The sequence below is a fragment of the Nitrogeniibacter mangrovi genome (assembly GCF_010983895.1).
Taxonomy (GTDB): domain Bacteria; phylum Pseudomonadota; class Gammaproteobacteria; order Burkholderiales; family Rhodocyclaceae; genus Nitrogeniibacter; species Nitrogeniibacter mangrovi.
The window spans coordinates 1594453-1618400 of record NZ_CP048836.1 but is presented as its reverse complement, the minus strand read 5'-3'; the positions used below and the strand labels follow the sequence as shown (position 1 = coordinate 1618400).

The 23948-nt window shown below is 67.4% G+C and carries 18 protein-coding genes and 1 pseudogene; 11 read left to right on the top strand and 8 right to left on the bottom strand.

The window, feature by feature from the left end; all coding sequences use genetic code 11:
• Window position 1: 1 nt before the first annotated feature.
• On the top strand, window positions 2-508 hold the full coding sequence (locus G3580_RS07425) for a c-type cytochrome (RefSeq protein WP_228720802.1): 507 nt from the start codon (window positions 2-4) through the stop codon (window positions 506-508).
• Window positions 509-1003: 495 nt separating this feature from the next.
• Here the strand turns inward: G3580_RS07425 and G3580_RS07420 are convergent, their stop codons facing one another.
• The gene (locus G3580_RS07420; RefSeq protein WP_323848010.1) at window positions 1004-2752 is read right to left on the bottom strand and encodes a PQQ-dependent methanol/ethanol family dehydrogenase; all 1749 of its coding nucleotides are present in this window, start codon (window positions 2750-2752) and stop codon (window positions 1004-1006) included.
• Window positions 2753-3268: 516 nt separating this feature from the next.
• Here G3580_RS07420 and G3580_RS07415 point away from each other — a divergent pair.
• The 7 genes and pseudogenes from G3580_RS07415 (at window position 3269) to G3580_RS07390 (ending at window position 11500) form a co-directional block, all read left to right on the top strand.
• A complete protein-coding gene (locus G3580_RS07415; protein ID WP_173764651.1) occupies window positions 3269-4039 on the top strand; it encodes a quinoprotein dehydrogenase-associated SoxYZ-like carrier in 771 nt (256 codons plus the stop codon).
• Window positions 4040-4041: 2 nt separating this feature from the next.
• Window positions 4042-4350: pseudogene (locus G3580_RS20370) on the top strand (quinoprotein relay system zinc metallohydrolase 1); the annotation flags it as partial.
• 101 nt (window positions 4351-4451) lie between these two features.
• The gene (locus tag G3580_RS20365; RefSeq protein WP_323848009.1) at window positions 4452-4988 is read left to right on the top strand and encodes an MBL fold metallo-hydrolase; all 537 of its coding nucleotides are present in this window, start codon (window positions 4452-4454) and stop codon (window positions 4986-4988) included.
• A 16-nt stretch (window positions 4989-5004) separates the two neighbouring features.
• Window positions 5005-7221: a TonB-dependent receptor gene (locus G3580_RS07405; protein ID WP_173764650.1), complete on the top strand. Its 2217-nt coding sequence runs from the start codon at window positions 5005-5007 to the stop codon at window positions 7219-7221.
• Window positions 7222-7224: 3 nt separating this feature from the next.
• The gene (locus tag G3580_RS07400) at window positions 7225-8607 is read left to right on the top strand and encodes a HAMP domain-containing sensor histidine kinase (RefSeq protein WP_173764649.1); all 1383 of its coding nucleotides are present in this window, start codon (window positions 7225-7227) and stop codon (window positions 8605-8607) included.
• Window positions 8604-9254 (top strand): response regulator, encoded by a 651-nt coding sequence (locus tag G3580_RS07395; protein ID WP_173764648.1) that lies wholly within the window; start codon window positions 8604-8606, stop codon window positions 9252-9254. Before G3580_RS07400 ends, G3580_RS07395 begins: the two co-directional genes overlap by 4 nt.
• Window positions 9255-9385: 131 nt before the next feature.
• Window positions 9386-11500, top strand: coding sequence for a 4Fe-4S binding protein (locus tag G3580_RS07390; RefSeq protein WP_173764647.1), 2115 nt, complete (start codon window positions 9386-9388; stop codon window positions 11498-11500).
• Window positions 11501-11512: 12 nt separating this feature from the next.
• Here G3580_RS07390 and G3580_RS07385 read toward each other — a convergent pair whose 3' ends face one another.
• Window positions 11513-12172, bottom strand: a complete 660-nt coding sequence (locus G3580_RS07385) for a hypothetical protein (protein WP_173764646.1) — start codon at window positions 12170-12172, stop codon at window positions 11513-11515.
• A 132-nt stretch (window positions 12173-12304) separates the two neighbouring features.
• Here G3580_RS07385 and G3580_RS07380 point away from each other — a divergent pair, with 132 nt between their 5' ends.
• Window positions 12305-12880 carry a hypothetical protein gene (locus G3580_RS07380; RefSeq protein WP_173764645.1) on the top strand — a complete coding sequence of 192 codons (576 nt, stop codon included), beginning with the start codon at window positions 12305-12307 and terminating at the stop codon, window positions 12878-12880.
• A 4-nt stretch (window positions 12881-12884) separates the two neighbouring features.
• On the opposite strand, the gene G3580_RS07375 is transcribed toward G3580_RS07380, so the two are convergent.
• From G3580_RS07375 to G3580_RS07355, 5 genes are all read right to left on the bottom strand, one after another.
• Window positions 12885-13718 carry a Rossmann-like domain-containing protein gene (locus G3580_RS07375; RefSeq protein ID WP_173764644.1) on the bottom strand — a complete coding sequence of 278 codons (834 nt, stop codon included), beginning with the start codon at window positions 13716-13718 and terminating at the stop codon, window positions 12885-12887.
• Window positions 13715-15295, bottom strand: coding sequence for a VWA domain-containing protein (locus G3580_RS07370; RefSeq protein ID WP_173764643.1), 1581 nt, complete (start codon window positions 15293-15295; stop codon window positions 13715-13717). Before G3580_RS07370 ends, G3580_RS07375 begins: the two co-directional genes overlap by 4 nt.
• Before the next feature lie 3 nt (window positions 15296-15298).
• Window positions 15299-16705 carry an AAA family ATPase gene (locus G3580_RS07365; protein ID WP_173764642.1) on the bottom strand — a complete coding sequence of 469 codons (1407 nt, stop codon included), beginning with the start codon at window positions 16703-16705 and terminating at the stop codon, window positions 15299-15301.
• A 64-nt stretch (window positions 16706-16769) separates the two neighbouring features.
• Window positions 16770-17762 carry a DUF6976 family protein gene (locus tag G3580_RS07360; RefSeq protein ID WP_228720800.1) on the bottom strand — a complete coding sequence of 331 codons (993 nt, stop codon included), beginning with the start codon at window positions 17760-17762 and terminating at the stop codon, window positions 16770-16772.
• On the bottom strand, window positions 17755-18435 hold the full coding sequence (locus G3580_RS07355) for a hypothetical protein (RefSeq protein WP_228720799.1): 681 nt from the start codon (window positions 18433-18435) through the stop codon (window positions 17755-17757). Before G3580_RS07355 ends, G3580_RS07360 begins: the two co-directional genes overlap by 8 nt.
• 376 nt (window positions 18436-18811) lie before the next feature.
• Here G3580_RS07355 and G3580_RS07350 point away from each other — a divergent pair, with 376 nt between their 5' ends.
• The gene (locus G3580_RS07350) at window positions 18812-20926 is read left to right on the top strand and encodes a TonB-dependent receptor family protein (protein ID WP_173764640.1); all 2115 of its coding nucleotides are present in this window, start codon (window positions 18812-18814) and stop codon (window positions 20924-20926) included.
• A 517-nt stretch (window positions 20927-21443) separates the two neighbouring features.
• Window positions 21444-22607 (top strand): OpgC domain-containing protein, encoded by a 1164-nt coding sequence (gene opgC, locus G3580_RS07345; RefSeq protein WP_173764639.1) that lies wholly within the window; start codon window positions 21444-21446, stop codon window positions 22605-22607.
• Here opgC and G3580_RS07340 read toward each other — a convergent pair.
• A complete protein-coding gene (locus tag G3580_RS07340) occupies window positions 22570-23820 on the bottom strand; it encodes a cation:proton antiporter (RefSeq protein ID WP_173764638.1) in 1251 nt (416 codons plus the stop codon). The genes opgC and G3580_RS07340 overlap by 38 nt on opposite strands.
• Window positions 23821-23948 lie beyond the last annotated feature (128 nt).

Here is a 23948-nt window from a genome sequence, read left to right as displayed (position 1 = left end):
CTTGTCTCGCACACTGGCACGACTGGCGTGTCTCGTGGCGCTGTGCTTCGGCGTCGCCCTGGGCACCCGGCCCGCCCATGCCAACAACGTCGTCGCGATCCCGCCCCATGTGGACACGACCGGCCTGCCCCCGCTCGACGATCCGAACGCCGAACCCAACCCCTATCGCGGCAACCCCCAGGCGATTGGCATCGGCCGCGAGGCGTTCAATCAGTCCTGCGCCCGTTGTCATGGTGTCGACGCGGATGCACATCGGTCGCCGGCACCGGATCTGCGCCGCGTCGGTCGCGCCTGTGAGCGGGTCCGCGAACCGGCGCTGAAAACCCGGTGCGAAACCGACGCCGACGTCTATTTCCGGCACTCGGTGGAGGAAGGCAAGGTCAAGGTCGGCGTGCGCCACATGCCCGCCTGGAAGTCCGTGCTCTCGCCCCAGCTCATCTGGGCCATTCGCAGCTTCGTCGACCAGCAAGGTTCGGTCCAGCTGAACGCCCCGCCTCACGAACCATGACCCGCGAACCGCCGCCATGCGTGGGCCGGCCGCTTGGCAAGGAAACCCGCACAGCACCGCCGAGACGCTGACCGAACCCACCCTGCCAGACCACCGGGACGACGGAGTCGATCGGGCCCACAGGCTCGAATGACCGCGTGGGGATAGTCTCGCGCTCAGATTTGGGAAAAATTCCCGGGTCGCTCGGGTGTGCATCCCGGGCGCATTACGCACCAATGCTCGATAGTGGCACCTGCCAGCGGACGGTACGATCCGCCACGACAAGACACCGGAGACGACACGAACATGCCCTACCCGATCCACCGACCGGGCGCATCCGCGCCAGTCCGACAAGGCGCACCGGCCCGCCGCGGGCCGGTGCGCCCGGCCTTGCGCGCCGTGTCGGACGCCGGGCGCGGTCGCGTCGGTACGGGCAAGAAAAAGCGAAACCCGCGCCGAAGCGCGGGTTTCGCAGGCATCAACTCTCGGCCCTGCGTGGCAGGGCCGAAACGTCGATTACTTGTGGAGCTTGAACACCCACACGGAACCGCCCTGCTCGAGGAAGTTCACGCGCTTGGCGACTTCGCCACCCCACAGCGGCACGGCACCACCCCAACCGGCAGCGACTGCGACATACTGCTCGCCGTCCATCTCCCAGGTGATCGGAGGAGCCACCACACCGGTACCGGTCTGGAACTTCCACAGTTCCTTACCCGTCTTGGCGTCGAGGGCCTTCAGGTAGCCTTCCGGCGTACCGTAGAAGGTCAGGCCGCCGTGCGTGGTGAGCGTACCGCCCCACAGAGGCGCGTAGTTCTTGTTCTCCCACACGATCTTGCCGGCGACCGGATCCACGGCGCGCAGGGCACCGATGTAGTCGTCATGCAGCGGCTTGATGGTGAAGCCGGCACCCAGATAGGCAGCGCCTTTCTTGTAGGTGACGGGCTCGTTCCAGATTTCCATGCCCCACTCGTTGGCCGGCACGTAGAACAGGCCGGTATCCGGGTTGTAGGAGATTTGCATCTGGTTCTTGCCGCCGAGGAAGGACGGCGCGGCGAAGACCGTGCTGCCTTTCTTGCCGTCGCCCGTCTTGGACGGATCGCCCGGACGGTTGGCATCGTCGTACACCGGACGGCCGGTCTTCAGATCGATGGACTTGGCCCAGGTGATCTTCTTCACGAACGGGAAGGCGTTCAGCAGGTGGCCGTTGGTACGGTCCAGCACGAAGAAGAAGCCGTTACGGTCGGCCTTACCACCGGCCTTGATGGTCTTGCCGGTCTTCGGATCCTTGTAGTCGAAGGACACGAATTCGTTAACACCGTCGAAGTCCCAGCCGTCGTGCGGCGTGGTCTGGTAGTGCCAGACGATCTTGCCGTTGTCCGGGTTGATGGCCACGGTCGAGGACGAGAACAGGTTGTCGCCCGGACGCAGGTGGCTGTTCCACGGAGCCGGGTTACCGGTACCGACGAAGATCAGGTTGGTATCCGGATCGTAGGTCGCACCGTTCCAGGTGGCGGCACCACCGGTCTTCCACAGGTCACCCGGCCAGGAGGCGTTGGTGCTGCCGGAAATCCCGTTTTCCTTCTTGTTGCCGTTGGCGTCGAAGGTGTAACCCATGTGGCCTTCGACCACCGGGCGGATCCACACCAGCTTGCCGGTGTTGGCATCGCGGGCTTCCAGACGGCCGACCACGCCGAATTCACCGCCGGACACGCCGGTGATGACCATGCCCTTGACGACCAGCGGAGCGGCGGTCATGGAATAACCGGCCTTGTAGTCGTCAACCTTCTCTTTCCACACGACCTTGCCGGTGTCCTTGTTCAGGGCAACGACCTGGGCGTCCAGGGTACCGAAGATCACCAGGTCGCCGTACAGGGCGGCACCACGGTTGACCACGTCGCAGCACGGCATGATGCCGTCCGGCAGGCGGTGCTCGTACTTCCACAGCTTCTTGCCGGTGCGTGCGTCGATGGCGAACAGACGGCTGTAGGAAGCCGTCACGTACATCACGCCGTCGGACACCAGCGGTTGCGACTCCTGACCACGCTGCTTCTCGCCACCGAAGGACATGGACCACACGGGCACCAGATCCTTGACGGTCTTCGTGTTGATCTGGTCGAGGGTACTGAAGCGCTGACCTTGCGTGCCCATACCGAAGGAGACGACGTCTCCGGGGGTAGCGGCATCATTCATGATGTCTTTATCGGTCACGCCGGCATTGGCCGTGCCAACGCTCAGTGCGAACGTGGCTGCAACGGCCGCCGACATTGCCGTCCAGCTGAACGGCTTGCGCGAGTGTCTCATCGAGATTCCTCCTAGAATTGACCCAGTGTCGTTGTGTTTTGGGCGTGGAGCATGGCGCTCCACCGCGAAAACTGTTGCAAAGGTTGTGCCATCCAGTCAAGTCGAATCGACACCAACGCCTTTTCCGAACGCCCCCGTATGTACGAAACCACGGCAAAGCTACTGAAAGACAATGGACTTTATATCCCACCGTGCCGGAGACGCCCATTTCGCGGGACTTTTCGCGCCGTTCACATGTCTCGGACAAGTGACGCAAAACAGCGTCGCACGGTGCTCCATTAATCACCAGGTGCTCCAAAACGTGACACAGCCGTATCGGTTGTTGCACGCCGATTCTCGCGCCAGCAGGCAATTTGCCCGACATGGCTTCGTTCTTTGTTCTCCGCTCAAGGGCTGTGGTATCACCTTCGTAGAACAAGCGCCGCGTGGCATGGCGCTTGCGTCGCTGTCCGACACAACGATACTTACGGAGACACTTCCATGACCCGAGCCCAAGCTTGGCGCTGGTTCGCGCATGCGCTTTTCCTGCTTGCATGCACGCCGGCCTTCGCCCTCGACGATCCCCTGAAATCGGCCCGCTGGGACGACATGCGGCAGATGTTCTTTGCCGACCAACCCGTCCAGTTCGACGAACGTGTACGCGTCCTCGCCCCGCTGTCGGCGGAAAACCCGATGGAAGTGCCCATTACCGTAGACGCCGAGACGCTGCCCGACATCGCCGAAGTGATCGTGTTCGCAGACTTCAACCCGATCATCAAGATGCTCGCGTTCGAGCCGCAGGGGGCTGTGGCCCGCCTGTCGTTCCGGGTCAAGCTGCAGCAGTCGACGCCGGTGCGGGCCGCGGCGCGCACCAAGGACGGCATGTGGCATGTAGGCGGCACCTGGATCAACACCACCGGCGGCGGCTGCTCGGCGCCTTCGGTCGGGTCGGCCTCGCCCGTCTGGCAGACGCGCCTGAACGAGGTGAGCGGCCGGCTGTGGCATCACAAGGACGGCACCCGGATCCGGGTGCGCATCATCCATCCGATGGACACCGGCCTGGCCGAACGCATCCCCGCGTTCTACATCGAAACGCTCAACATCGACCGGGCCGACGGCACCCCGCTGATGCGCATCCACTCCTTCGAGCCGGTGGCGGAGAATCCGCTGTTCACCCTGGATCTGCCCGAGGCCCTGAAGGACATCTCGAGCATCCGCGTCGAGGGCCGTGACAACAACGGCAACCTCATCAACGCCGTGGTGGAGGACTGATCATGAAGATGCACCGTCGCCTCCATCGCTTCGCCGCCGCCGGGTTCGCCCTGGTGGCGACCATCGCCATTGCCGCCACCTTCGACTATGGTCTTCAGCCCAAACAGATCGGGCCGGACACCTGGATGGTCGAAGGCGCGACCGACGACTTTTCGTTCAAGAACGGCGGCAACATCGTCAACACCGCCTTCGTGGTCACCGGCAAGGGGGTGGTGGTGATCGACACCGGTCCGTCGCGCCAGTACGGCGAACAGTTGCGCCAGGCCATCGCGCGCATCACCGACCAGCCGGTCGTCCTGGTGCTCGACACCCACCACCATCCGGATCATTTCCTCGGCAACCAGGCCTTCGACCCCAAGACCGTCAAGGCACTGAAGAAGACCGGCGCACTCATCCGCGAGGAAGGGCCGGGATTCAACGAGAACATGTATCGCCTCGTGGGCGACGCCATGGCGGGCACCGAGGTCACGCCCCGGGCGGCACCGTCACGCCGGGCAAGCTCACCATCGGCTCGCACCGCTTCGAGCTGCTGTCGCTGTCGGGCCATACGCCGGCCGATCTGGCGGTGTTCGATCACACCACGGGGATCCTGTTCGCGGGCGATCTGCTGTTCCACGACCGCACCCCGACCACGCCCAATGCCAACCTGGCGCACTGGTTCTCGTCGCTGGACACGCTCGCGGCGCTGCATCCGAAGCTGATCGTCCCGGGCCACGGCCCCGCCAGCACCACCGACGCGCCCATCCGCCAGACCCGCACCTGGCTGAGCTGGCTGGACAAGACGCTGCACAAGGCCGCCGCCCAGGGGCTGGACATGAACGAGGTCATCGCCGAGCCGATCCCCAAGGATCTGGCGGCCATGTCCCTGTCGAAATCGGAATTCACCCGCTCGGTGAGCCACCTGTACCCGGACATCGAGCTCGACGTACTCAATCACCCGCCACACTGAAACGCCAAGGAAAACAATGACACGCGTCCGCTTCTCCCCGCTCCCGCTCGCCATGATGCTGGCCGCCCTCGGCACCGCGGCCCAGGCCGACACCACCCTGGCACCCGTCGAGGTCATCGACACCACGCCGCTGCCGGGCATCGGCATCGAGCGCGACCGGGTGCCGGCCAACGTGCAGCGTGCCCGGGATCTGGGAGAAGCGTCCATCGCGAACGGCATGAACACCAAGCTCAATGGGGTCACCGTCAACGAGAACCAGGGCAACCCCTATCAGGCGGACCTCAATTTCCGCGGGTTCACGGCCTCGCCGCTGCTGGGCACGCCGCAGGGGCTGTCTGTATATGTGGATGGCATCCGGGTCAACGAGGGCTTCGGCGACGTGGTCAACTGGGATCTGATCCCCCAATCTGCGCTCGAGGACGTGAGCGTCATTCCCGGCTCCAACCCGCTGTTCGGCCTCAACACCCTCGGCGGCGCCATCTCCATGCGCACCAAGGACGGACGCAACAACCCCGGCACCGAGTTGCAAGCCTCGGCGGGCAGCTTCGGGCGCTGGACCACCAGCCTCACCCATGGCGGCTCGACCGACGCGCTGGACTGGTTCATCGCCGCCGAGAGCCTGAATGAAAACGGCTGGCGCGACCGCTCGCCCAGCGATGTCAAGCAGCTGTTCGGCAAGTTCGGCTGGCGCGACGACATGTCCGACATTTCAGTCAGCCTCAACTACGCCGACAACGACCTGATCGGCAACGGCCTGCTCCCTGACAGCATGTATCGCCGCAATCGCGAGATGGTCTACAACTATCCTGACCAGACCCGCAACCGCCTGAAGCAGATCGCGGTCACCGGCAACCACTGGCTCGACGACGCCAACCAGCTCACCGCACGGATCTACTGGCGCAATGTCCACACGCGCACACTCAACGGAGACGGCAACGACGACTTCACCGCCCTGCCCGACCCCAGCGGCTCGATCAACCGCACCGCGACCGATCAGTACGCCCTCGGCGTGACGGCGCAATGGACCCACTACGCAGACACCCACCAGCTCACCGTGGGCGCGAGCCACGACCGCTCGCGGGCCGCCTTCCTCCAGACCTCGCAGGAAGGCGAGCTGAACGCCGCGCGCGGCGTCGACCCGACCGGGGACATCCAGCCGGAAAACAGCCTCGACGGGCGCACCCGCTCCAGCAGCGTGTTCCTGACCGACACCTACTCGGTGACCGACACCGTCGCCCTCACCGGCTCGGCGCGCTACAACCGCACCCGCGTCATCAACCGGGACCGCCTCAACGCCACGGCCCCCAACCTCGACGGCGATTTCACCTACCAGCGCATCAATCCCGCCCTCGGGGTGACCTGGCAGATCCGCCCGGCACTCGGGTTCTACGCTTCGTACAACGAAGGCAACCGCGCGCCGACGCCGATCGAGCTGGGCTGCGCCGACCCCGCCAATCCATGTACCCTGCCCAACGCCCTGCGCTCCGACCCGCGTCTCGACCAGGTGATCGCCAAGACCCTCGAGGTCGGCCTGCGCGGCGCCCACGGCAAGGCGCTGAACTGGAACGCCTCGGTGTTCCGCACCACCAACCACGACGACATCCTGTTCGTCGGCACCTCCACCAGCGCCGGCTACTTCACCAACTTCGGCAAGACCCGCCGCCAGGGGCTCGAGCTGGATCTGTCCGGCGAGCACGGCGCCTTCGACTGGCGCGCCGGCTACACCTGGCTGCAGGCCACCTTCCAGAGCAGCGCCTGCCTGCTGTCGGCATCGAACAGCTCCGCCGGTGCCGATCCGCGCTGCGGCGCCGACGAGATCCGCGTCGCCTCGGGCGATCGGTTGCCAGGCCTGCCGCGCCACAGTCTCAAGCTCAGCCTCGACTGGAAGCCGGTCGACGCCCTGCGCGTCGGCACCCAGATGCAGACCTACAGCGGCCAGCTGGTGCGCGGCAACGAAAACGGACGCGACAGCAAAGGCCGGATCGGCGGCTACACCGTGTTCAACCTCGACGCCGACTGGAAGTTCGCCCAGGGCTGGACGCTGTTCGGTCGCGTCGACAACCTGTTCGACCGTCGCTACGAAACCGCGGGCGCGCTGGCGGAGAACATCTTCAACGCCCAGGGCCGCTTCATCACCAACCCGAACAACTGGGAAGACGAACGCTTCGTCGCTCCCGGCGCCCCGCGTGCAGCCTGGATTGGCGTACGCTACAAGTTCGGAGGAAAGAGCTGAGACATGTCACGAAATTCGGGGTCCCTGCGTGATCGGGTGACCACCCTCGTCGCCACCGTCGCCGTCCTGGGGTTCATCGCCGGGACGGCCCTGTGGTGCATGCTCACCCGCGACGCCATCCACGAGGAGGTGGAAGCCGCGACCAAGGTGTCGGAGCAGTGGCTGCGGGCCACCGGCCCGCTCGCCTACAGCACCACCGCCCGCCTCGACATGATCTCCGCCGTCGGCCGGCTGCGCGCCAACGAGCTCGAGGTCACCGATGAAGACGGGCAGGTGCTCTACACCTCCCCGCCACCCACCTACAAGGCCGGGCGCGACGCACCGGCCTGGTTCGCGGCACTGATCGGCCCCAAGGTGGAAAGCCGCCACTGGGAAGAAGGCCCGCTGCGCCTGCATCTGATTCCGGACACCTCGCGCGCCATCCTCGACGCCTGGGACAACCTGTGGATCGGCGCCGGCTGGGCCGTGGCCGGCATCATCCTGCTCAGCATGTTCGTGCGCCAGGCCACCCATCGCATCGTCGCCCCGCTGTCGCGGCTGCGCGCCGCCCTCGGCCACTCCGCCACCGGGCGCTTCGACCGTCGCGTCGAACCCATGGGCAACGCCGAGTTCGACGAACTGGCCGATGCCTACAACCACATGGCCGAAAACCTCGCCCAGACCCTGGTGCGCAACGCCCGCCTCGAAGAGGACAAACGCTTCGCCCGGGCGCTCAACGAGCGGATGGAAGAGACCCAGCGGGCGCTCGCGCGTGAGCTGCACGACGAGTTCGGGCAGGGCATCACCGCCCTGCGCGCCATCGCCGGCGGCATCGTCCAGCGCAGCGCCGACAATGCCGCCCTGCACGGCAGCGCCCAGGCCCTGATGGCCGTGAGCAGCCAGCTGCAGGACAACGTGCGCGGCATTCTCGACCGCCTGCGCGACCGCGCCCCCGAGACGCCGGCACAGCTCGACCGGGCCCTCGAGGACTATGTGACCCAATGGGCCGCCTGCTATCCGGCCATGAAGGTCATCCACCATGTCGACGCCATGCCGGCCGCGCTGCCCGAGGACTTCCGCCTCAGCGTGCTGCGCCTGGCCCAGGAGGCGCTGACCAACGTCGCCCGCCATGCCGACGCCCGCAAGGTCGAGCTGCGCCTCGAACAGGCCGACGGGGCCATCGAGCTGACCGTCAGCGACGACGGCCGCGGCTTCGACCCCATGGCGCGCACCGAGCGCTATGGCCTGGCCGGCATGCGCGAGCGGACCGATCTGTGGCACGGCACCCTCTCGGTCAGCTCTCCGCCGCGCGGCGGCTGCACCATCGAGGTGAACCTCCCCCTGCCGAACGTGTCAAAATCCACACCCCCGGCGCTGCCGAGCCCGAAGCTGGAATCCGATCGATGAGTGGCAACTCCCTTGCAAATACGCGCTTTGTGCTGGCCGACGACCACTCGGTGGTGCGCATGGGGTTTCGCCTGCTGCTCGAGGGCGCGGGCGCCACGGTGCTGGCCGAGGCCGATCGCGGCCAGGCCGCGATCGAAGCCTATGAAACCCACCTGCCCGACGCGCTCATCATGGATGTGAGCATGCCCGGCGGCGGCGGCCTCGATGCGCTCGAACGGCTCATGGGCCGGCATCCCGAAGCCCGCGTGCTCATGCTCTCGGCGCACGAGGATGCCCAGATTCCGGTGCGCGCGCTCAAGGCCGGCGCCACCGGTTATCTGTCCAAGTCCGCCCACCCGGACGAGTTGCTGCGCGCGGCCCGGGCGGTCAGCCAGGGGCGCCGCTATGTCGACCCCAAGCTGGCCGCGGATCTGGCGCTGGCGCAGCTCGACGGCGGCACCGACCCGCTCAGCAAGCTCACCGAAAAGGAATTCGCGGTGTTCCTGCAGCTGGCCCAGGGCAAGTCCGTCAACGAGGTCGCCGAAGCCACACACGTCTCGCCCAGCACGGTCGGCACCCACCTGTATCACATCAAGCAGAAGCTCTCGGCCAACAACGCCTCGGAGCTCACGCTCATCGCCGTCCGGTGCGGGCTGATCGAAGCCTGAGGCGGCAAGCACCGGGGGTGATGCCGCCGTCACCCCCCGGGCAAATTGCCCGACCTACGCCGAACGGGGTAGAGCATGTCCTTCGCTCCGTTAACATGGTGTCATCCGGAACCCTCCCGTCCGAACCCCGCATGCCATCGATCCAGCGCCTGATCCACATCCTCGTCTGCCTGCTGACGCTCACCCTCGCCCTCAGTGCTGGCGCCGGTGAGCTCACCCGCGCGGACATCGCCAAGCGCTTCGGCCCACCGCTGCATGTGGGCGAGCAGCCACCCGACCTGCCCGCCTGGCCGATCAGCACCGAGCTCGAACCCGACGGCCCGCCGGTGGCCTGGGTGTTCGAGTCCATCGACCTGGCGCCCATCCCGGGCTTCGAAGGCACGCCCTTCGACCTGCTCATCACCCTCGACCGCGACGGCCGCTTCATGAACGTGGAGGTGCTGCGCCAGCACGAGCCGGTGTTCCTCAGCGGCCTCGGCGAAGGCCCCCTGCTCAACTTCGTCAAGCAGTACGAAGGCAAGAGCCTGAAAAAGAACATCACCGTGTCCACCGCCTACGGCGACCTGCCCGGCAACGACGACATGCGCGTGGTGCTCGACGGCGTGACCAAGGCCACCGCCTCGGTGCGCATCCTCAACCAGACCGTGCTGACCGCCGGCCTCGCGGTGGCCCGGGCCAAGCTCGGCTTCGCCCCGGTGGTCAACACCGGGCCGCCCGCCACCCCCAAGCCGGACCTGTTCGAGCGCAAGAGCTTCGACCAGCTCGTCAAGGAAGGTGCCATCGGCCATCTGCGCCTGACCGAGGCCCAGGTCGAGAAACTCTTCGAGGGCACCGACGTGGCCGGCTGGGACGACTATGCCAAGGCCCATCCCGACGCCGTCAATCTCGACCTCTATGTGGCCTACCTGAACGTGCCCACCATCGGCCGCGCCGTGCTCGGCGACTCGGGTTACGCCACCATGCGCAAGAGCCTCAACACCGAGCAGCACGTGTGGTGGGTGGGCACCCACGGGCGCTCGAAGCTGGTGGACGAGCACTTCGTGCGCGGCACCACCCCGGGCAACCTCACCCTGCTGCAAGGCGGTGCGCCGCTGGAGCTGCGCGACTTCGACCTCGACCCGCAACAACCCGCGGGCGCTCCGCCCATCGACACCGCCCTGGTGCTGCGCGCGCCGCCCCTGTCGGGGCTCGACCCGGCCGGCAAGCAGGACTTCGTGTTCTCCATCAAGCGCACCCGTGGCCAGTTCCGCCCCGAGGTGGTGTATCGCGAGGCGACCCTCACCTACCTGCCGCCCGAGCGCTACTTCGACCGCCCACCGCCGCCGCCGCCCGACTGGCTGCTGGCGTGGATGGATCGCAAGGTCGAGCTGATCACCATCGGCGTGGCCCTGGGCATCCTCACCCTCGTGCTCGCCCGGCCCCGCTGGATGAGCCTGTCGGCGCGCCGGCTGGCGATCTTCCGCAACGCCTTCCTGGTGTTCACGCTGGCCTACCTGGGCTGGTTCGCGCAGGGGCAGTTGTCCATCGTGCAGCTGACCGGCGCGGTGAAGACGCTCTGGCAGGGCAACTCGCTGGCCAGCTTCCTCTACGACCCGGTGTCACTGCTCATCATGGCCTTCACCCTGGTCACCTTCTTCGTGTGGGGGCGTGGCACCTTCTGCGGCTGGCTATGTCCCTTCGGCGCACTGCAGGATCTGAGCACCCAGCTCGGCCGCAAGCTCGGCATCAAGGCGCGCAGGCTGCCGCCCACGCTGGCGCGGGTGCTGGATCGGGGGCGCTACGTGATCCTCGCCGCACTGGTGGCCGCCGCCGCGCTGGAACCCACCTGGGCCGAGCGCGGGGTCGAGGTCGAGCCCTTCAAGACCGCCATCACCGTCGGCTTCGACCGCGCCTGGCCCTTCGTGCTCTATGCCGTCGCCCTGCTGGTCGCGAGCGTCTTCTACTACAAGTTCTTCTGCCGCTTCCTGTGCCCGCTGGGCGCCTTCATGACCCTCGGTGGCAAGCTGCGTCTGCTCAAGTGGCTGCCCCGCCGCGCGGCCTGCGGCCAGCCCTGCCAGACCTGCCGGCATCGCTGCCAGTACGATGCCATCGAGCCGGCCGGCGCGATCCGCTACGACGACTGTTTCCAGTGTCTCGACTGCGTCGGTATCTACCATGACGAGCAGCGCTGCGCGCCCCTGCTGCTGATGCGCAAGAATCCGGCCGCGGCCAGCCGCATCGGCATGACCGACAAGATCACCTCCTGACGGCGCGGCGCCTCAGTCGGCGCCCGCGCGCCGGCGGCAGGCCTGGAGGATGGCGCCGACACGGCCCTCGTACCGGGGCACCGACGGATCCGCGATGCGCGCCTGGTCGTTGCGGTAGCTCGCTTCGGCCTCGGCCACCAGCGTCGCGTCGTCGAGCGCCTGCACCTCGTCCGAGTAGCACCGACAGGTCGCCGCCATGGCCGCATCGGGGGGGGCGACGGCATCGAGTTCATCGGCATCCGGGAGCCGTCCGTGGGTCTGCCGGAAGGCGTTCTCCTGCTCGCCGGACAGACAGTTGGCGTACGCCGATTCGCGCAGGCCGAGGGCCCCGCAGGCCTGCGCCTGCTCGCGCATGAAGGCGCGCGCCACGGCCACATCCTGGGTGCGCAGCGCCGCCACCACGGCCGGCGTGGCGCGCACGCGTACGCGGGTGGGCAGGCACTCGCAATTCACATGGCGTTCGATCGCCATCAGGGCGCGGGCGCGTTCGCCCGCCGGCCCCGTCTTCTCGCGCAGGCGCGCGGTCGCTTCGTCGAACCGGCTCGCGCACTGGGCCGCCATGCGATCGGCGAACCGGTTCACCCAGGTCACGTCCTCGCTCGACAGGCCACCGCCCGCCACCACACCCCGCACCATCACCAGCGCCAGCAGCGCCGGCACGATCCGCTTCATTCGCCTGTCCTTGCCTCGATTCATCGCGCCCCAGTGTGCCGGCTCGCAGGCCGATGCTCAAGCGCCGCTTGAGGCAGCGGCCCGGCTTCGGTAGGCTGGATCGCTCGCCTTCCCGCCCCGGCCATCGCCCCCATGCACCTGCTCCAGATGCCCCTGCCCATGTGGCTGATCCCGATCGCGTTCTTCGGCCTGTTCGCCGCGTTCTGGATCGGCCTGACCCGCCTCATGCGGCGCCTCGCCCGCATGACCGACCCCGTCCCCGCCGATGCCGGGCCGCGCCGTGCCCGTTCGCGCTGGGGCACGGCCCACATCAACGGAACCCGGGCGAAGAACTGTGTCCGCGTCGACACCTACACCAGCGGCCATGCGGTGCAGATGCATCCGGTCTTCGGCGGCGGCCGGGTGTGGCTACCGAAGGACGGCACCCGGGTGGAGCGGGACGCCGACGACCATGTGCGCATGCACTACGGCCGCCATCAGGTCGAGTTGTTCGGTCGCCTCGCGGACGCGGTGGACATGCCGACGGGGGCGCACGTGCCCACGCCCGCGCCGCCGCTCCAGTCGCCGCCCCCGCTGCGCCGCGACGACAGCGGCAGCCGCTTCAGCCGGCTGGCACTGTGGATCGCCATCGTCCTGCTGCTCTATGTGCTGATCCACCGCGTCGCGCCCGACTGGGTCGCGCCCGTCGAACGTTGGCTGGGGCGCTGAGCACTCAGGCGGACAGGCGTGTCTTCAGGGACGCCCAGCCCGGGTAGTCGGCGGGCGTGATGGCGCTCTTGCGCGCATATCGGGTCCAGCCCTCGCCGGTCACGAGCGCGTCGACGAAGGCCGCGCGATCCTCGATCCAGGTGCCGCCGAACGAGGTGACGCCGCGGGCGAACAGCGGGTCGGGCAGACAGCCGGCGCCCGGCCCGATCATGGCGAAGCGCTGCGCCCCCGCGCAATCGGCCAGCATGCGCTCCAGGGTGTCGTTGAGCAGGATGGTGCTGGTGGACAACACCTTGTTGCAGCCGCGCAAGGCGCTCGGGTCGGTGGTCACCACATAGCCGTCGCGGGCGCCTTCCAGCTCCGCCTTGAGCTCCACCACCGTCAGCGACGCCCCGGTGGCGACGATCCGCTCCGCCAGCGGGCAGAAAAAGCCGATCATGCCGACGTGATCGCCCGATTGCGGATCGAGCCCGCCGACGGAATCGACGCTGTCGGGCGCCACGTAGCCGACCCGGTCGAACAGGTGTCGCGAGATGGCGTTGATCGCGGCGAAGCCCAGGGTACGGTGCACCCCCTCCCCGTCCGCGAAGGCCCGCGCCAGCGCGAACGCGTCCATGCCTTCGACGCCGAGGCCGCCGCGGGCGGCCATGAGCCGGCGCAAGGTGTCGTCGAGCAGCACGTAGGACAGGCCCAGCGCGCCGTCTTCCAGTTCGATGGCGCAGAATTCCCCGTCCTTGCCCTGGGCTTTGTCGACCGGGGGCAGATGCAGCGCACGCACCCGCGGCAGGGCGCCGGCGTAGGGGCTGAGCAGTTCGAGGATGTCGGTGGCGAAACTCATTTCCGGGTCTCCTTGGTCGGGATGTTCTGGCGCTGACCGGCGCGCACGGCCGCCGAGGCGTCGCCGCCGCTGCGGGTCGCGTCGCGGTTTTCGGGGGTGCGCAGGGCGCCGGGGAAATACATGGCGGTGAGGCTCTTGGAGTGCACCGGCGAGTCGGCGTCGGAGTGACCGTAGCGGCGCCAGTCGGGCACCCAGAACACGTCGTCGGCGATCTCCAGCAGGCCGATGGTCTCGCGGTCGCCGATCAGCACCCCCTGCACCCGCAGACCGCGCGCCTGCTTGGCCGCATCGAGGCGTGCCGACAGCTCGGCGGTGGCGCCGAACTCGCCGTCGGTGGCCACGAGCAGATCGGCCAGCTCCCATTGCGCGGACTCGAGCATGTCGACGCAGCGCTCCAGCGGCCCGCAGATGTCGGTGCCGCCGCGAAACGCCTGACCGAGGAAGCGGGCGATGCGCTCGATGCCGTCGCTATCCACCGTCAAGGCCATCTCCACCACCTCGTCCGGGCCGCCAAAGGCGAACACGTGGCAATCGCGCTTCTGCGCATGGGCGTGGCGCACCGCCTCGAGCACCGTGGCCTTGGCCACTGCCTCGGCGCCGCCCTGCATGGAGCCCGAGGTGTCGACGCAGATGAGCATGGGGCCCATCTCCTGGCGCTGTTCGGGTTGTGGCGCCGGGTCCGGCAGCCACACCGGCGCCTCCTCGTGCACCACCTCCTGCATGCGATCGTCGTCTTCATAGGTGAGCAGCGTGCGTTCGGCACGGCGGGCGTGCCACACCAGGCGCAAGGTGCGATGGCCGAGCAGGGTGGACTCGATCGGCAGCATCCGCGCGATGCGGTCGGAGCGCTCGACGCCCCGGGTCTCGCCGGGCAGATCGGGGACACGGACCGTGCGCGTCGTCGCGCGCAGCGCCGTGGCCGGCATCAGGGTCGGGGTGCGGCGCAGGCGGCCGGTGTCCACATCCTGCGTGGGCCGCGCCCGGCCGAGCGAGCGGATCAGCGCCGAGAGGGCCGGCAGACGCTCGATCAGGCGCCGGATGCGCACCACCTCCTGCCAGCCGGCCGAGCGCAGCAGACCGCGCATCTGGTCCCAGCGTGTGTTCTTGCCATCGTCGGGCAGGCTGCCGAAGACCTCGATGAGCTCGTCCATCTGGCCGCGCCGTTCGCACCAGTCCGCCTCGAAGGCTTCGAGCGCCATCTGCCGCGCGCGCGCGGCCTCGGCCCCGCGATCCTGATAATCGACGATGAAATCCAGGTGGAAGAGCAGGCTTTGCAGCACCGTGTCGGCCAGCCCTGCCTGGTCGCGGCAGTAGGTGTGCAGGCCCTGGCGCGTGAACACGCCGTGCAGCGGCTGCGCCAGCTCGGCATCGGGCCAGCGCCAGTCGTCCGCGGCGGGCAGCTCGCCGGCCACCATCGCGGTGCGCAGATGGACGAGCAGCGCCAGGCGCGGCTCGATGCCGCCGCGCGAGTGGGTCAGCCCGCCCAGCCACAGGCTGCGGGGCAGCCGGTCGAGATCGGCCAGACGCGCTTCGAGCGCGGCGAACAGCCGACGCGGGACGCGGTTCGGGGCGACCATGGCTCAGTCGTAGCGGACCAGGTCCGGTACCGTGCCCGGATCGGTATCCAGGCGCGGCAGGGCCTCGAAGCCGGCCCGCGCGGCGCGCAAACGGCCCTCGAGCTGGTTCAGGGCGGCGCCGGTGTCGTCCAGGTGCCGCAGCGCCGCCGCGGCGAACGCGGGCGCCATCCACAGGCTGGCCCCGGCGTGCGCGGCCAGATCGCGCCGGTCGTGTCCGAGGGTGTCGCGATAGGCCGCCAGGCGAACGCACAGGGCGTCGATCTGGTCGGTGCGGGCCTGAATGTGGATGGCCCCATAGCGCCGCCGGCGCTGGTAGCTCATGCGCAGGGCCGCCGCCCCGCCCTTGGCATCGCCGATGTCATCGGCCAGATCTCCCGCCATGTCGTCGGGGGAAAAGCGCAGCCGGCCCGAATCGTCGAAGTCCAGATCGTTGGCCTGCTGTTCGGCCGTCAGCTGCGCCTCGAACGCCTCGACCGCGCGGGTGATGCGCTCGGGCGAGAACGCCGTGTCCACGCCGAGCCGTGCCGTCAGCCAGGCTTCGAGTTCCGTCTGTGTCTCGGTGTCGGCCGCCAGGCACGGCGGCAGCAGGTGCAGATCCCACACCGACACCGAGGCGCGCCCGTCGCAGGCTGCGGCGGTGCGCAGCAGGGCCATGATCTTGACCCAGCGCCGATCGGACACGGCCGCGCCCTGCTCGCGCCGCTGCGCGCGCAGTTCGGCCAGGAGGCCGCGCACGTCTTCGGGCACGGCCACGCCGGCCGCCGCGGCGACCAGCGCGACGCGGTCGTCTTCGGTGAGGGGCGCGTCGATGTCGGGCGCGACGCCGTTGACCGGCAGTTCGAGCAAGCGGGCGAAGCCCGCCGGTGAGACCGGCTCGATCACCAGGCGCACCAGGAAACGGTCGAAGAAGGCCTCGGCCACCTCGTCGTCGGGGACTTCGTTGGTGGCACCGACCACCGACACCAGCGGACAGCGCTGGCGACCGGCGCCGTTGTCGAACTCGCGCTCGTTCAACAGGGTCAGCAGGGCGTTGAGGATCGCACTGTTGGCCTTGAACACTTCGTCGATGAAGGCGATGCTCGCCTCGGGCAGGAAGCCTGCGGTCTGGCGCTCGTAGCGATCCTGCTCCAGCGCGCTGATGGACAGCGGCCCGAACAACTCCTCGGGCACGGAAAAGCGCGTCAGCAGGCGCTCGAAGTAGCGCGCCTCGGCAAAGGCGCGATGCAGGCGCCGCGCCAGCTCGCTCTTGGCGGTGCCGGGCGGGCCGATGAGCAGGCTGTGCTCGCCGGCCAGGGCCGCCAGCAGGACCAGGCGTGCGGCCTCGTCGCGTTCGACGAGACCGTCGCACAGGGTGTCGATGATGCGCTGCAGGCGCTCGCGCAACGCGGGGGCTCGGGTCGATTCGTTCATGAGTGAATGATAGTGAATCGACCCGGTCCTGGGCTTGATCGCGCGCAAGCGATCATGCGGTCGCTCAGCTGCGCACGATACGCATGTGAACCAGGGTCTGGTTGAGCAGCAGGTAGGCAATCTCGCCGAAGGTCATCGGTCCGGTGAAGTCAGCCGTGCGCTTGCCCTCGAGCTCGCCATAGAGGTAGTTGAGGATGCAGTTGCACGAGAAGGTCGTGCCCGCGCCATCCCCCTGGGAAAACGCCGGCAGCGTGCCTTCGGCTACCCGGTATTCGGAGTCGGCGAACACCGGGGCGTAGAAGTCCACCCGCCCCTCTTTTTCGTCGACGCCCTTGATCGAGACGTTGATCATCGCGCCGCAGTAATCGGCCACCAGGGGCAGCTTGGTGTCGACCCGGTTCTTGACCAGGTATTCGGCGAAGTTCTGATCGACGCCGTCGATCTTGGCCGTGGTGGCGGAAAAGCCGGTGCTCGGGAAACGGATCGTGGGGCCGCTGCCCTGCTGCATGCCGTTGATGATGTCCACCTGCGCGTAGCAGGTCGGCGGCAGCGGCACGTGCATGACCACGGCCGCATCGGTCTCGGCCTCGCCACGGGAGCCGTCGAACACCTGCGGCACGGCATCGGCCAGGTGGTCCAGATGCACGCCCGACACCCAGCCGATGACCGGCTTGACGAACATGTCCTCGAAGCCGGGGGCGTTGCGCGCATAATGGGCGTGCACCGCAGAGAACGCCGGCAGGATGATCAGGCTGTAGCCGTTGTCGGGCGCATCCAGGCAGATCTGGTCCAGGTTGGTGACGTCGTAGATCTTGATGGTGGGCGCCTCGGCTGGCCCACCCACCCGGGTGACGAACACCTGCTTGCGCGAGCATTCGCCCCCGCGCGGGCCCATGAAATAGGGAATCGTGCCGCCGATCCAGTTGCCCTTGGGCAGCTTCGCCAGCAACTCGGCATCGCCGGCAACGACGAGGAACTCGCCCTTCTTGATGAGATCCGCCGCGGCAGCCACATCCATCAGGCCGCCGGGCAGGGCTTCGATCACGCTCTCAGACACTCGCTGCACCCTCCCGCAGTTGAGCCAGTTCATGGCTCAGCATTTGTTTGTTCTTCGCGAAATAGCGCTGGAATTCCTGCAGCTTCAGATCGCGGATCTCGGCATCGGTGATCTTCTCCATCTGCGCCCGCAGGCGGCTGAGCATCAGCTTGAGCCCGAGCACCCGGATATCGATCTCCAGCTTGCCGTCCACCAGGGCCGCCCACACCGGATCGTCCAGCGACGGGATATCGCTGTCGGTCGCCTCGTCCACCTTGATGGCTTCCGGAGCGATCTCGCCGACGTTCAGTCGCCCGGTGTCGAGCGCGTAGCGGAACCGCCACAGTTCGGAGACGGGCAGATCGAGCAGATCGCAGATGCGTTGCAGGCTGACGTCGGCCTTGAGCAGCGCGAAGATCTGGCGCGCCAGCTGGTTGCTGAAGGGCATGTCGAACTCGCCGGCCCACGGCAGGCCCTCGAGGGTGGAGCCGACCGGCAGTGCCACATGCAGATGCACACGCCAATCGCCGAAGTTCACATGGCGCCACGAGTAGTGCTCCACAGGAACTTCCGGCCCGCGGCGCACGAAGCCGAACCACTGGCGCGGCGCTTCCACGCCGACCCAGATATCGTAACGACGCGCGTTCTCGTCATGGCGCAACTTGAGCACCTGCCACGGGGCCGCCAGTTGCAAGAGCTGTCTCCATGTCTCGCGTTGATCGGACATATTGAGTTGTCTCCGTTGTTATGTGGTGGGCTCGGGTGCCTCACGGGACGCACCGCCCACATCATGCAAAGCAGATCGCATACCCGGTCCGTCGGCCGGGTCATACCGCCTTGCAGCATCATGAACAAAGGCGTCACGACGCCGCATACATGCAGTTACAATTCGCGTCTCGCCTCATCGCAACAATGCAACAGCTGTTCCATGCCGTCACAGGTGTTTCAGCTTTGAACAGTTGCGCCGACTCATGATTTTCTTGAGCCGAATCTCAAGGCGCAACTGACGCCAATTGCGTACCGCGTTCGATAGACTTCGGCCCATTCCGAGAAAACTGGACTCCTTTTTTATGAAACATCGTTGCAAACCTCACACCGCCTTCCCGCTTCGCCCGCTCGTCGCCTGCCTCATCGCCGGCTTGGGCCTGCAGGCGCACGCCGGTGACTCGACCGCGCTCGGCACGGTCGTGGTCACCGGCAGCCGCACCGCCACCGACAGCTACGAGCTGCCCTACTCCATCGACGCCGTGAGCGGTGACGACATCACCCGCGGTCAGCTCGGCGTCAACGCCTCCGAGTCGCTGGTATCGGTGCCGGGCCTGGTGGTCCAGAACCGCCAGAACTACGCCCAGGACCTGCAGATCTCGGTGCGTGGCTTCGGTGCCCGCTCCGCCTTCGGCGTGCGCGGCGTGAAACTGCTCATGGACGGCATTCCGGCCACCAACCCGGACGGCCAGGGCCAGGTCGCCACCTTCAACCTCGACATGGCCGAGCGCATCGAGGTGCTGCGTGGCCCCTTCGCCACCATCTACGGCAACCACGCCGGCGGCGTGATCCAGCTGTTCACCCGTGATCCGGCCGAGCAGCCGCAGGTCAACGGCCGCTTCATCGGCGGCAGCTTCGGTACCTGGAAGGCCGGCATCGGCGCCGAGGGCACCAGCAACGGCATCGGCTACCTGCTCGACCTGTCGCGCTTCCAGACCGACGGCTTCCGCGACCACAGCAAGGCCAGCCGCAACCAGCAGTTCGCCAAACTCGTGGTCCACCCCGACGACGTCAGCAAGCTCACCATCGAGGCCAGTGGTCTGCGCCAGCATGGCACGGAGGACCCGAAGGCCGTGAAGCTGGAAACCTACAAAGCCGATCCGCATGCGGTCGAAGACGCGGCCCTGACCTACGACACCCGAAAGAACATCGACCACCAGCAGGCCGGCGGCACCTACGAGCGCCGCTTCGGTGCCAACAAGCTGGAAGTAACCGCCTATGCCGGGCAGCGCAGCGTGATGCAGATGCTGTCGATTCCAAAGTTCAAGCAAAACATCGTGACAAATCCTGGCTCGTCAGGTGGTGTCGTTGACTTCGACCGCGACTTCGCGGGCGTCGGTGCCCGCTGGATCCAGAACGTCGAACTCGGCGACGATTTGCTGACCGTCACCGGCGGCGTCGACTACGACTGGTCCCAGGACGACCGCCGCGGCTACGAGAACTTCATCGGCAGCACCCTGGGTGTGGTCGGCAACCTGCGCCGCGACGAAGTCGACACCCTGACCAGTATCGACCCGTACATCCAGGCCAGCTACGAGATGGGCGCGTGGACGTTTACCGGAGGCTTGCGTCACAGCCGAGTCCGATTCGAGGTGGACGACAAGTACCTCGCCAACGGCGACGACAGCGGCAGCCGTACCTACAACCGCACAACACCGGCCCTCGGAGTGCTCTATCGCGTCACCGATGCCTTCCATGTGTACGCCAGTGCCAGCACCGGATTCGAGACGCCCACCTTCGGGGAGGTGTCGTACAAGGACGGTGGCGGTCTGAACCTCGGCCTGAAGGCTGCCAAAAGCAAGCAGTATGAAGTGGGCGCCAAGGCTCGCCTGGCCGCCAAGACGCGCCTGAATGTGGCGCTCTTCCAGATCGAGACTGAAGACGAGGTGGTGGTCAAGACCGCCAGTGAGGGGCGCACCTTCTACCAGAACGCCGGCAGCACGCTGCGCCAGGGCATCGAAATCGCCCTCGACAGCCAGCTGACCGACAGCCTCAGCGCCCGCGGCAGCTTCACCCACATGCGCGCCATCTACGACGAAGCCTTCGTCAGTAATGGCACCACGGTCCCTGAAGGCAAGCGCATTCCGGGCATCCCCGCCACCACCGTGTATGGCGAACTGGCCTACAAGCACGCGCCCAGCGGCGTGACCACCGCGCTCGAGGGCATCTACCGCAGCCGCGTACAGGTGCACGACCTCAACACCGACAAGCCCGCGCCGGGCTATGCCCTGTTCAACCTGCGCGTCACCGCCGAGCAGAAGAGCGGCGACTGGACCCTGGGGCAGATGCTGCGTGTCGACAACCTGGGCGACCGCAAGCACATCGGCTCCGTAGTGGTCGGCGACGCCTTCAAGAACTACTACGAACCCGGTCCCGGCATCGCCTGGTACGCCGGCGTGAACGCCAAGTACGACTTTTGACGGATTTTCTCCAAGATGACCCCTTGCCCGGCGCTGCCGGGCTTTTTTTTGCCCGATACCACGGCCACACGGCCCGCTGTTAGAAAACGGGACAGATCGACACGGAAACTGTGTCGCGAATGAACACCGCGAAGGCTCTGTCATGACGCATCCACTGTCACACGAACGACATAAACGCACGCAGCCACGCCACTTTGAGCCGAATCAAGATCAAGCTGGCACGTATCTGGCTGGAACACACCAAGGGATGACCGCCGCGAGCGACATGGGCTCGATGTGCCGCAGCGATCACCCTGTGTGTTTGCGCAAAGCACCATCGTCTCCGGTGGCGGCTTTGTTGCTCTTCTCCTCGTTGCACTTAAGGCGCCGACAGGCGCCTTTTTTTTGTCTCTGGATAACCGGGTCAACCGGGGCCCGGCGGCAGCAACACCTTTGATTACAAATGATTCCGACTGGCCGAATCGGAATCCACTACAGTGCGCAGGCACCCGATCCGGGTGATTGCATCCACCACCCCATGCACGCGCCCGCCTCCCCTTCGACCACCCGGCTCTGGCAACTGGACGCCCTGCGCGGCCTCATGCTCGTGCTGATGACGCTGACCCACGTCCCGACCCGCCTGACCCAGCCCATGGGGCAACCCTTCGGTTTCGTGTCCGCGGCCTTCGGCTTCGTGTTCCTCTCCGCCCTGCTGGTGGGCCGGGTGCACGGCCGGCGCCTGATCACGGCCGGGGCTGCACCGGTGCGTCGCGCCCTGTGGCAACGTGCCGGCGTCGTGTACGCCTGTCATCTGGCGCTGCTGCTCACCCTGTTCGGCATCCTGCCGCACACCGGCGTGGTGCCGGAAAAGGGCCCGCTGCCGGGCATGCTGTGGTATTTCCACGCCGACCCGACGGCCGCGGTCCTGGGCGCCGTCGGCCTGCTGCATCAGCCCGGGCTGCTCGACATCCTGCCCATGTACGTGGTGTTCCTGCTCGTCTCGCCAGCCCTGCTGATCCAGGGCGCCCGGGGCGGATGGCCGTGGATGCTCGCCTTCAGCATCGGCCTGTGGCTGGCGGCCCAGTTCGGCCTTGGCGGCCCGGCCTACGACCGACTGGCGAGCACGACCGGCATCCCGGTTCCGCGCGGTGCGCTGGGCGCCTTCGATCTGCTCGCCTGGCAACTGGTATGGACCGGCGGCCTGGCCTTCGGCTGGGCACTGGCGCACGGATGGCAGCCCCGGCCCGCACGCTGGCCGCGCGCGCTCGTCGCCACCGCCGCCCTGGTGGCCCTGACCGGCCTGATCTGGCGTCACGGCGTGGGGCAGATCCCCTTCCCGGCCGCCGAGCAGCTCAACTGGCTGTTCGACAAATGGCACATGGGTCCGCTGCGCCTGCTCAATGCGACGGCACTGCTCATCCTGGTAATGCGTTTCGGCCCCCGGCACAACCACCCGCCGCGTCTGCTGGCACCGCTGCAGCGACTCGGTCAGGCGGCGCTGCCGGTGTTCTGCGCCCATGCCGTGGTGGCGATGCTGGTCCTGGGGCTGGCCGGCGACGAGATCCGGAACCGACCGCCGTGGGTGGACCTGGTCATTCTCATCGTGACCTTCGCCACCCTCTTCACCGTAGCCGAGCTGGCCCATCGCCGCCGCAGCGGGGCGCTCAGGCGGGGGGCGCGTACCTGCGCATCAACGGCCTGACGCTGACACCGTGCACGATGATCGACAGGGTGACCACGATCAGCGTGATGGAGAGGATCTGCAGCGCGATCACCTTGTCGAGGCCATGGACGATGGCGTACATGAGGTAGTACAACGAGCCGATGCCGCGCACCCCGAACCAGGCCATGTAATGCCGCGTCCGCCCCGGCAGATCGACCCCGGTCAGGCCGACATAGACGCCCACCGGACGGGCCACGAAGAACACGAAGGCCGCCACCATCACCGCCTCCCAGGTCCATGAATTGGCGAACAGGCTGCCGCCGAGCAGCAACAGCAGCACCACCTCGCCGATGCGCTCGAGCTGTTCGTTGAAATGCATCGAGCGCTCCGCCAGGCTGCTGGCGCGCGCCACCGACACCGGCAATTCGTCACGATGCCTCGCCATCAGGTGCTGCTCGGTCTGGCGCAGCGCCACCGCCGCGGCAAACACCGCGAGGAAGGCGTAGGCGGAGATCGCCAGCGCCAGCCCGTTGGTCAGGGCAATGAGTCCGAGGCCGATGAAATCGTCCATGAACACGGTCTCGCGCCGCTGGCGCCGCAGGGCGAAGACCAGCCGCGCCACGCCGGAGCCCAGCGCCGCACCGAGCGCCACCCCGGCCACGCTGGCCCACACCACGTCGAGCGCCAGCCAGCGCCCACCACCACCGATGTCGTGCACGCCGAGCAGCCCCAGGCCGAGCATCACGAAGGGAAACGCGGTGCCGTCGTTGAGTCCGGCTTCCGCCGTGAGCCCGAAGCGCAGCCGATCGTTGTCACCCGGATGGCGCACCTGAACGTCTGTCGCCAGCACCGGATCGGTGGGCGCGAGCAGGGCACCGATGAGAATGGCGGCCCCCCACGACATGCCCAGAGCGAAGTGGGCGAAGCCGGCCACCAGGGCGATACCCACCCCCATGGAAATCGTCGCCAGCCGCAACGGGATGTGCCACAGCCGCGAGCGCAGCGGCACCTTGAGCTTGAGCCCGCAGGCGTAGAGCGAGACGAGCACCGCGATTTCGGTGATCACCTCCAGCCACGCCGCCGACTTGAGTGGGTTGAAATGGAACAGGCCGAACGCCGTCGGCCCGATCAGCACCCCCACCGCCAGGTAGAACATGGCGCTGGTCATGGCCATGCCGCTGATGCGCGCCGCGAGCAGCCCCATCGAAAACAGCACCGTCCCCACCAGCAGATACCAGCCCGTTGCGTCCATATGCACCCCGTGTCGATGTCCCGTTCCCCGCGCCGCGGCATGCCGGACGAGCACACACGGTCAGCGGAGAACACGCGGCGCGCATGCTAGCGCACCCACCGGCTCCACGCGCCGGGACGTGTAAGCGA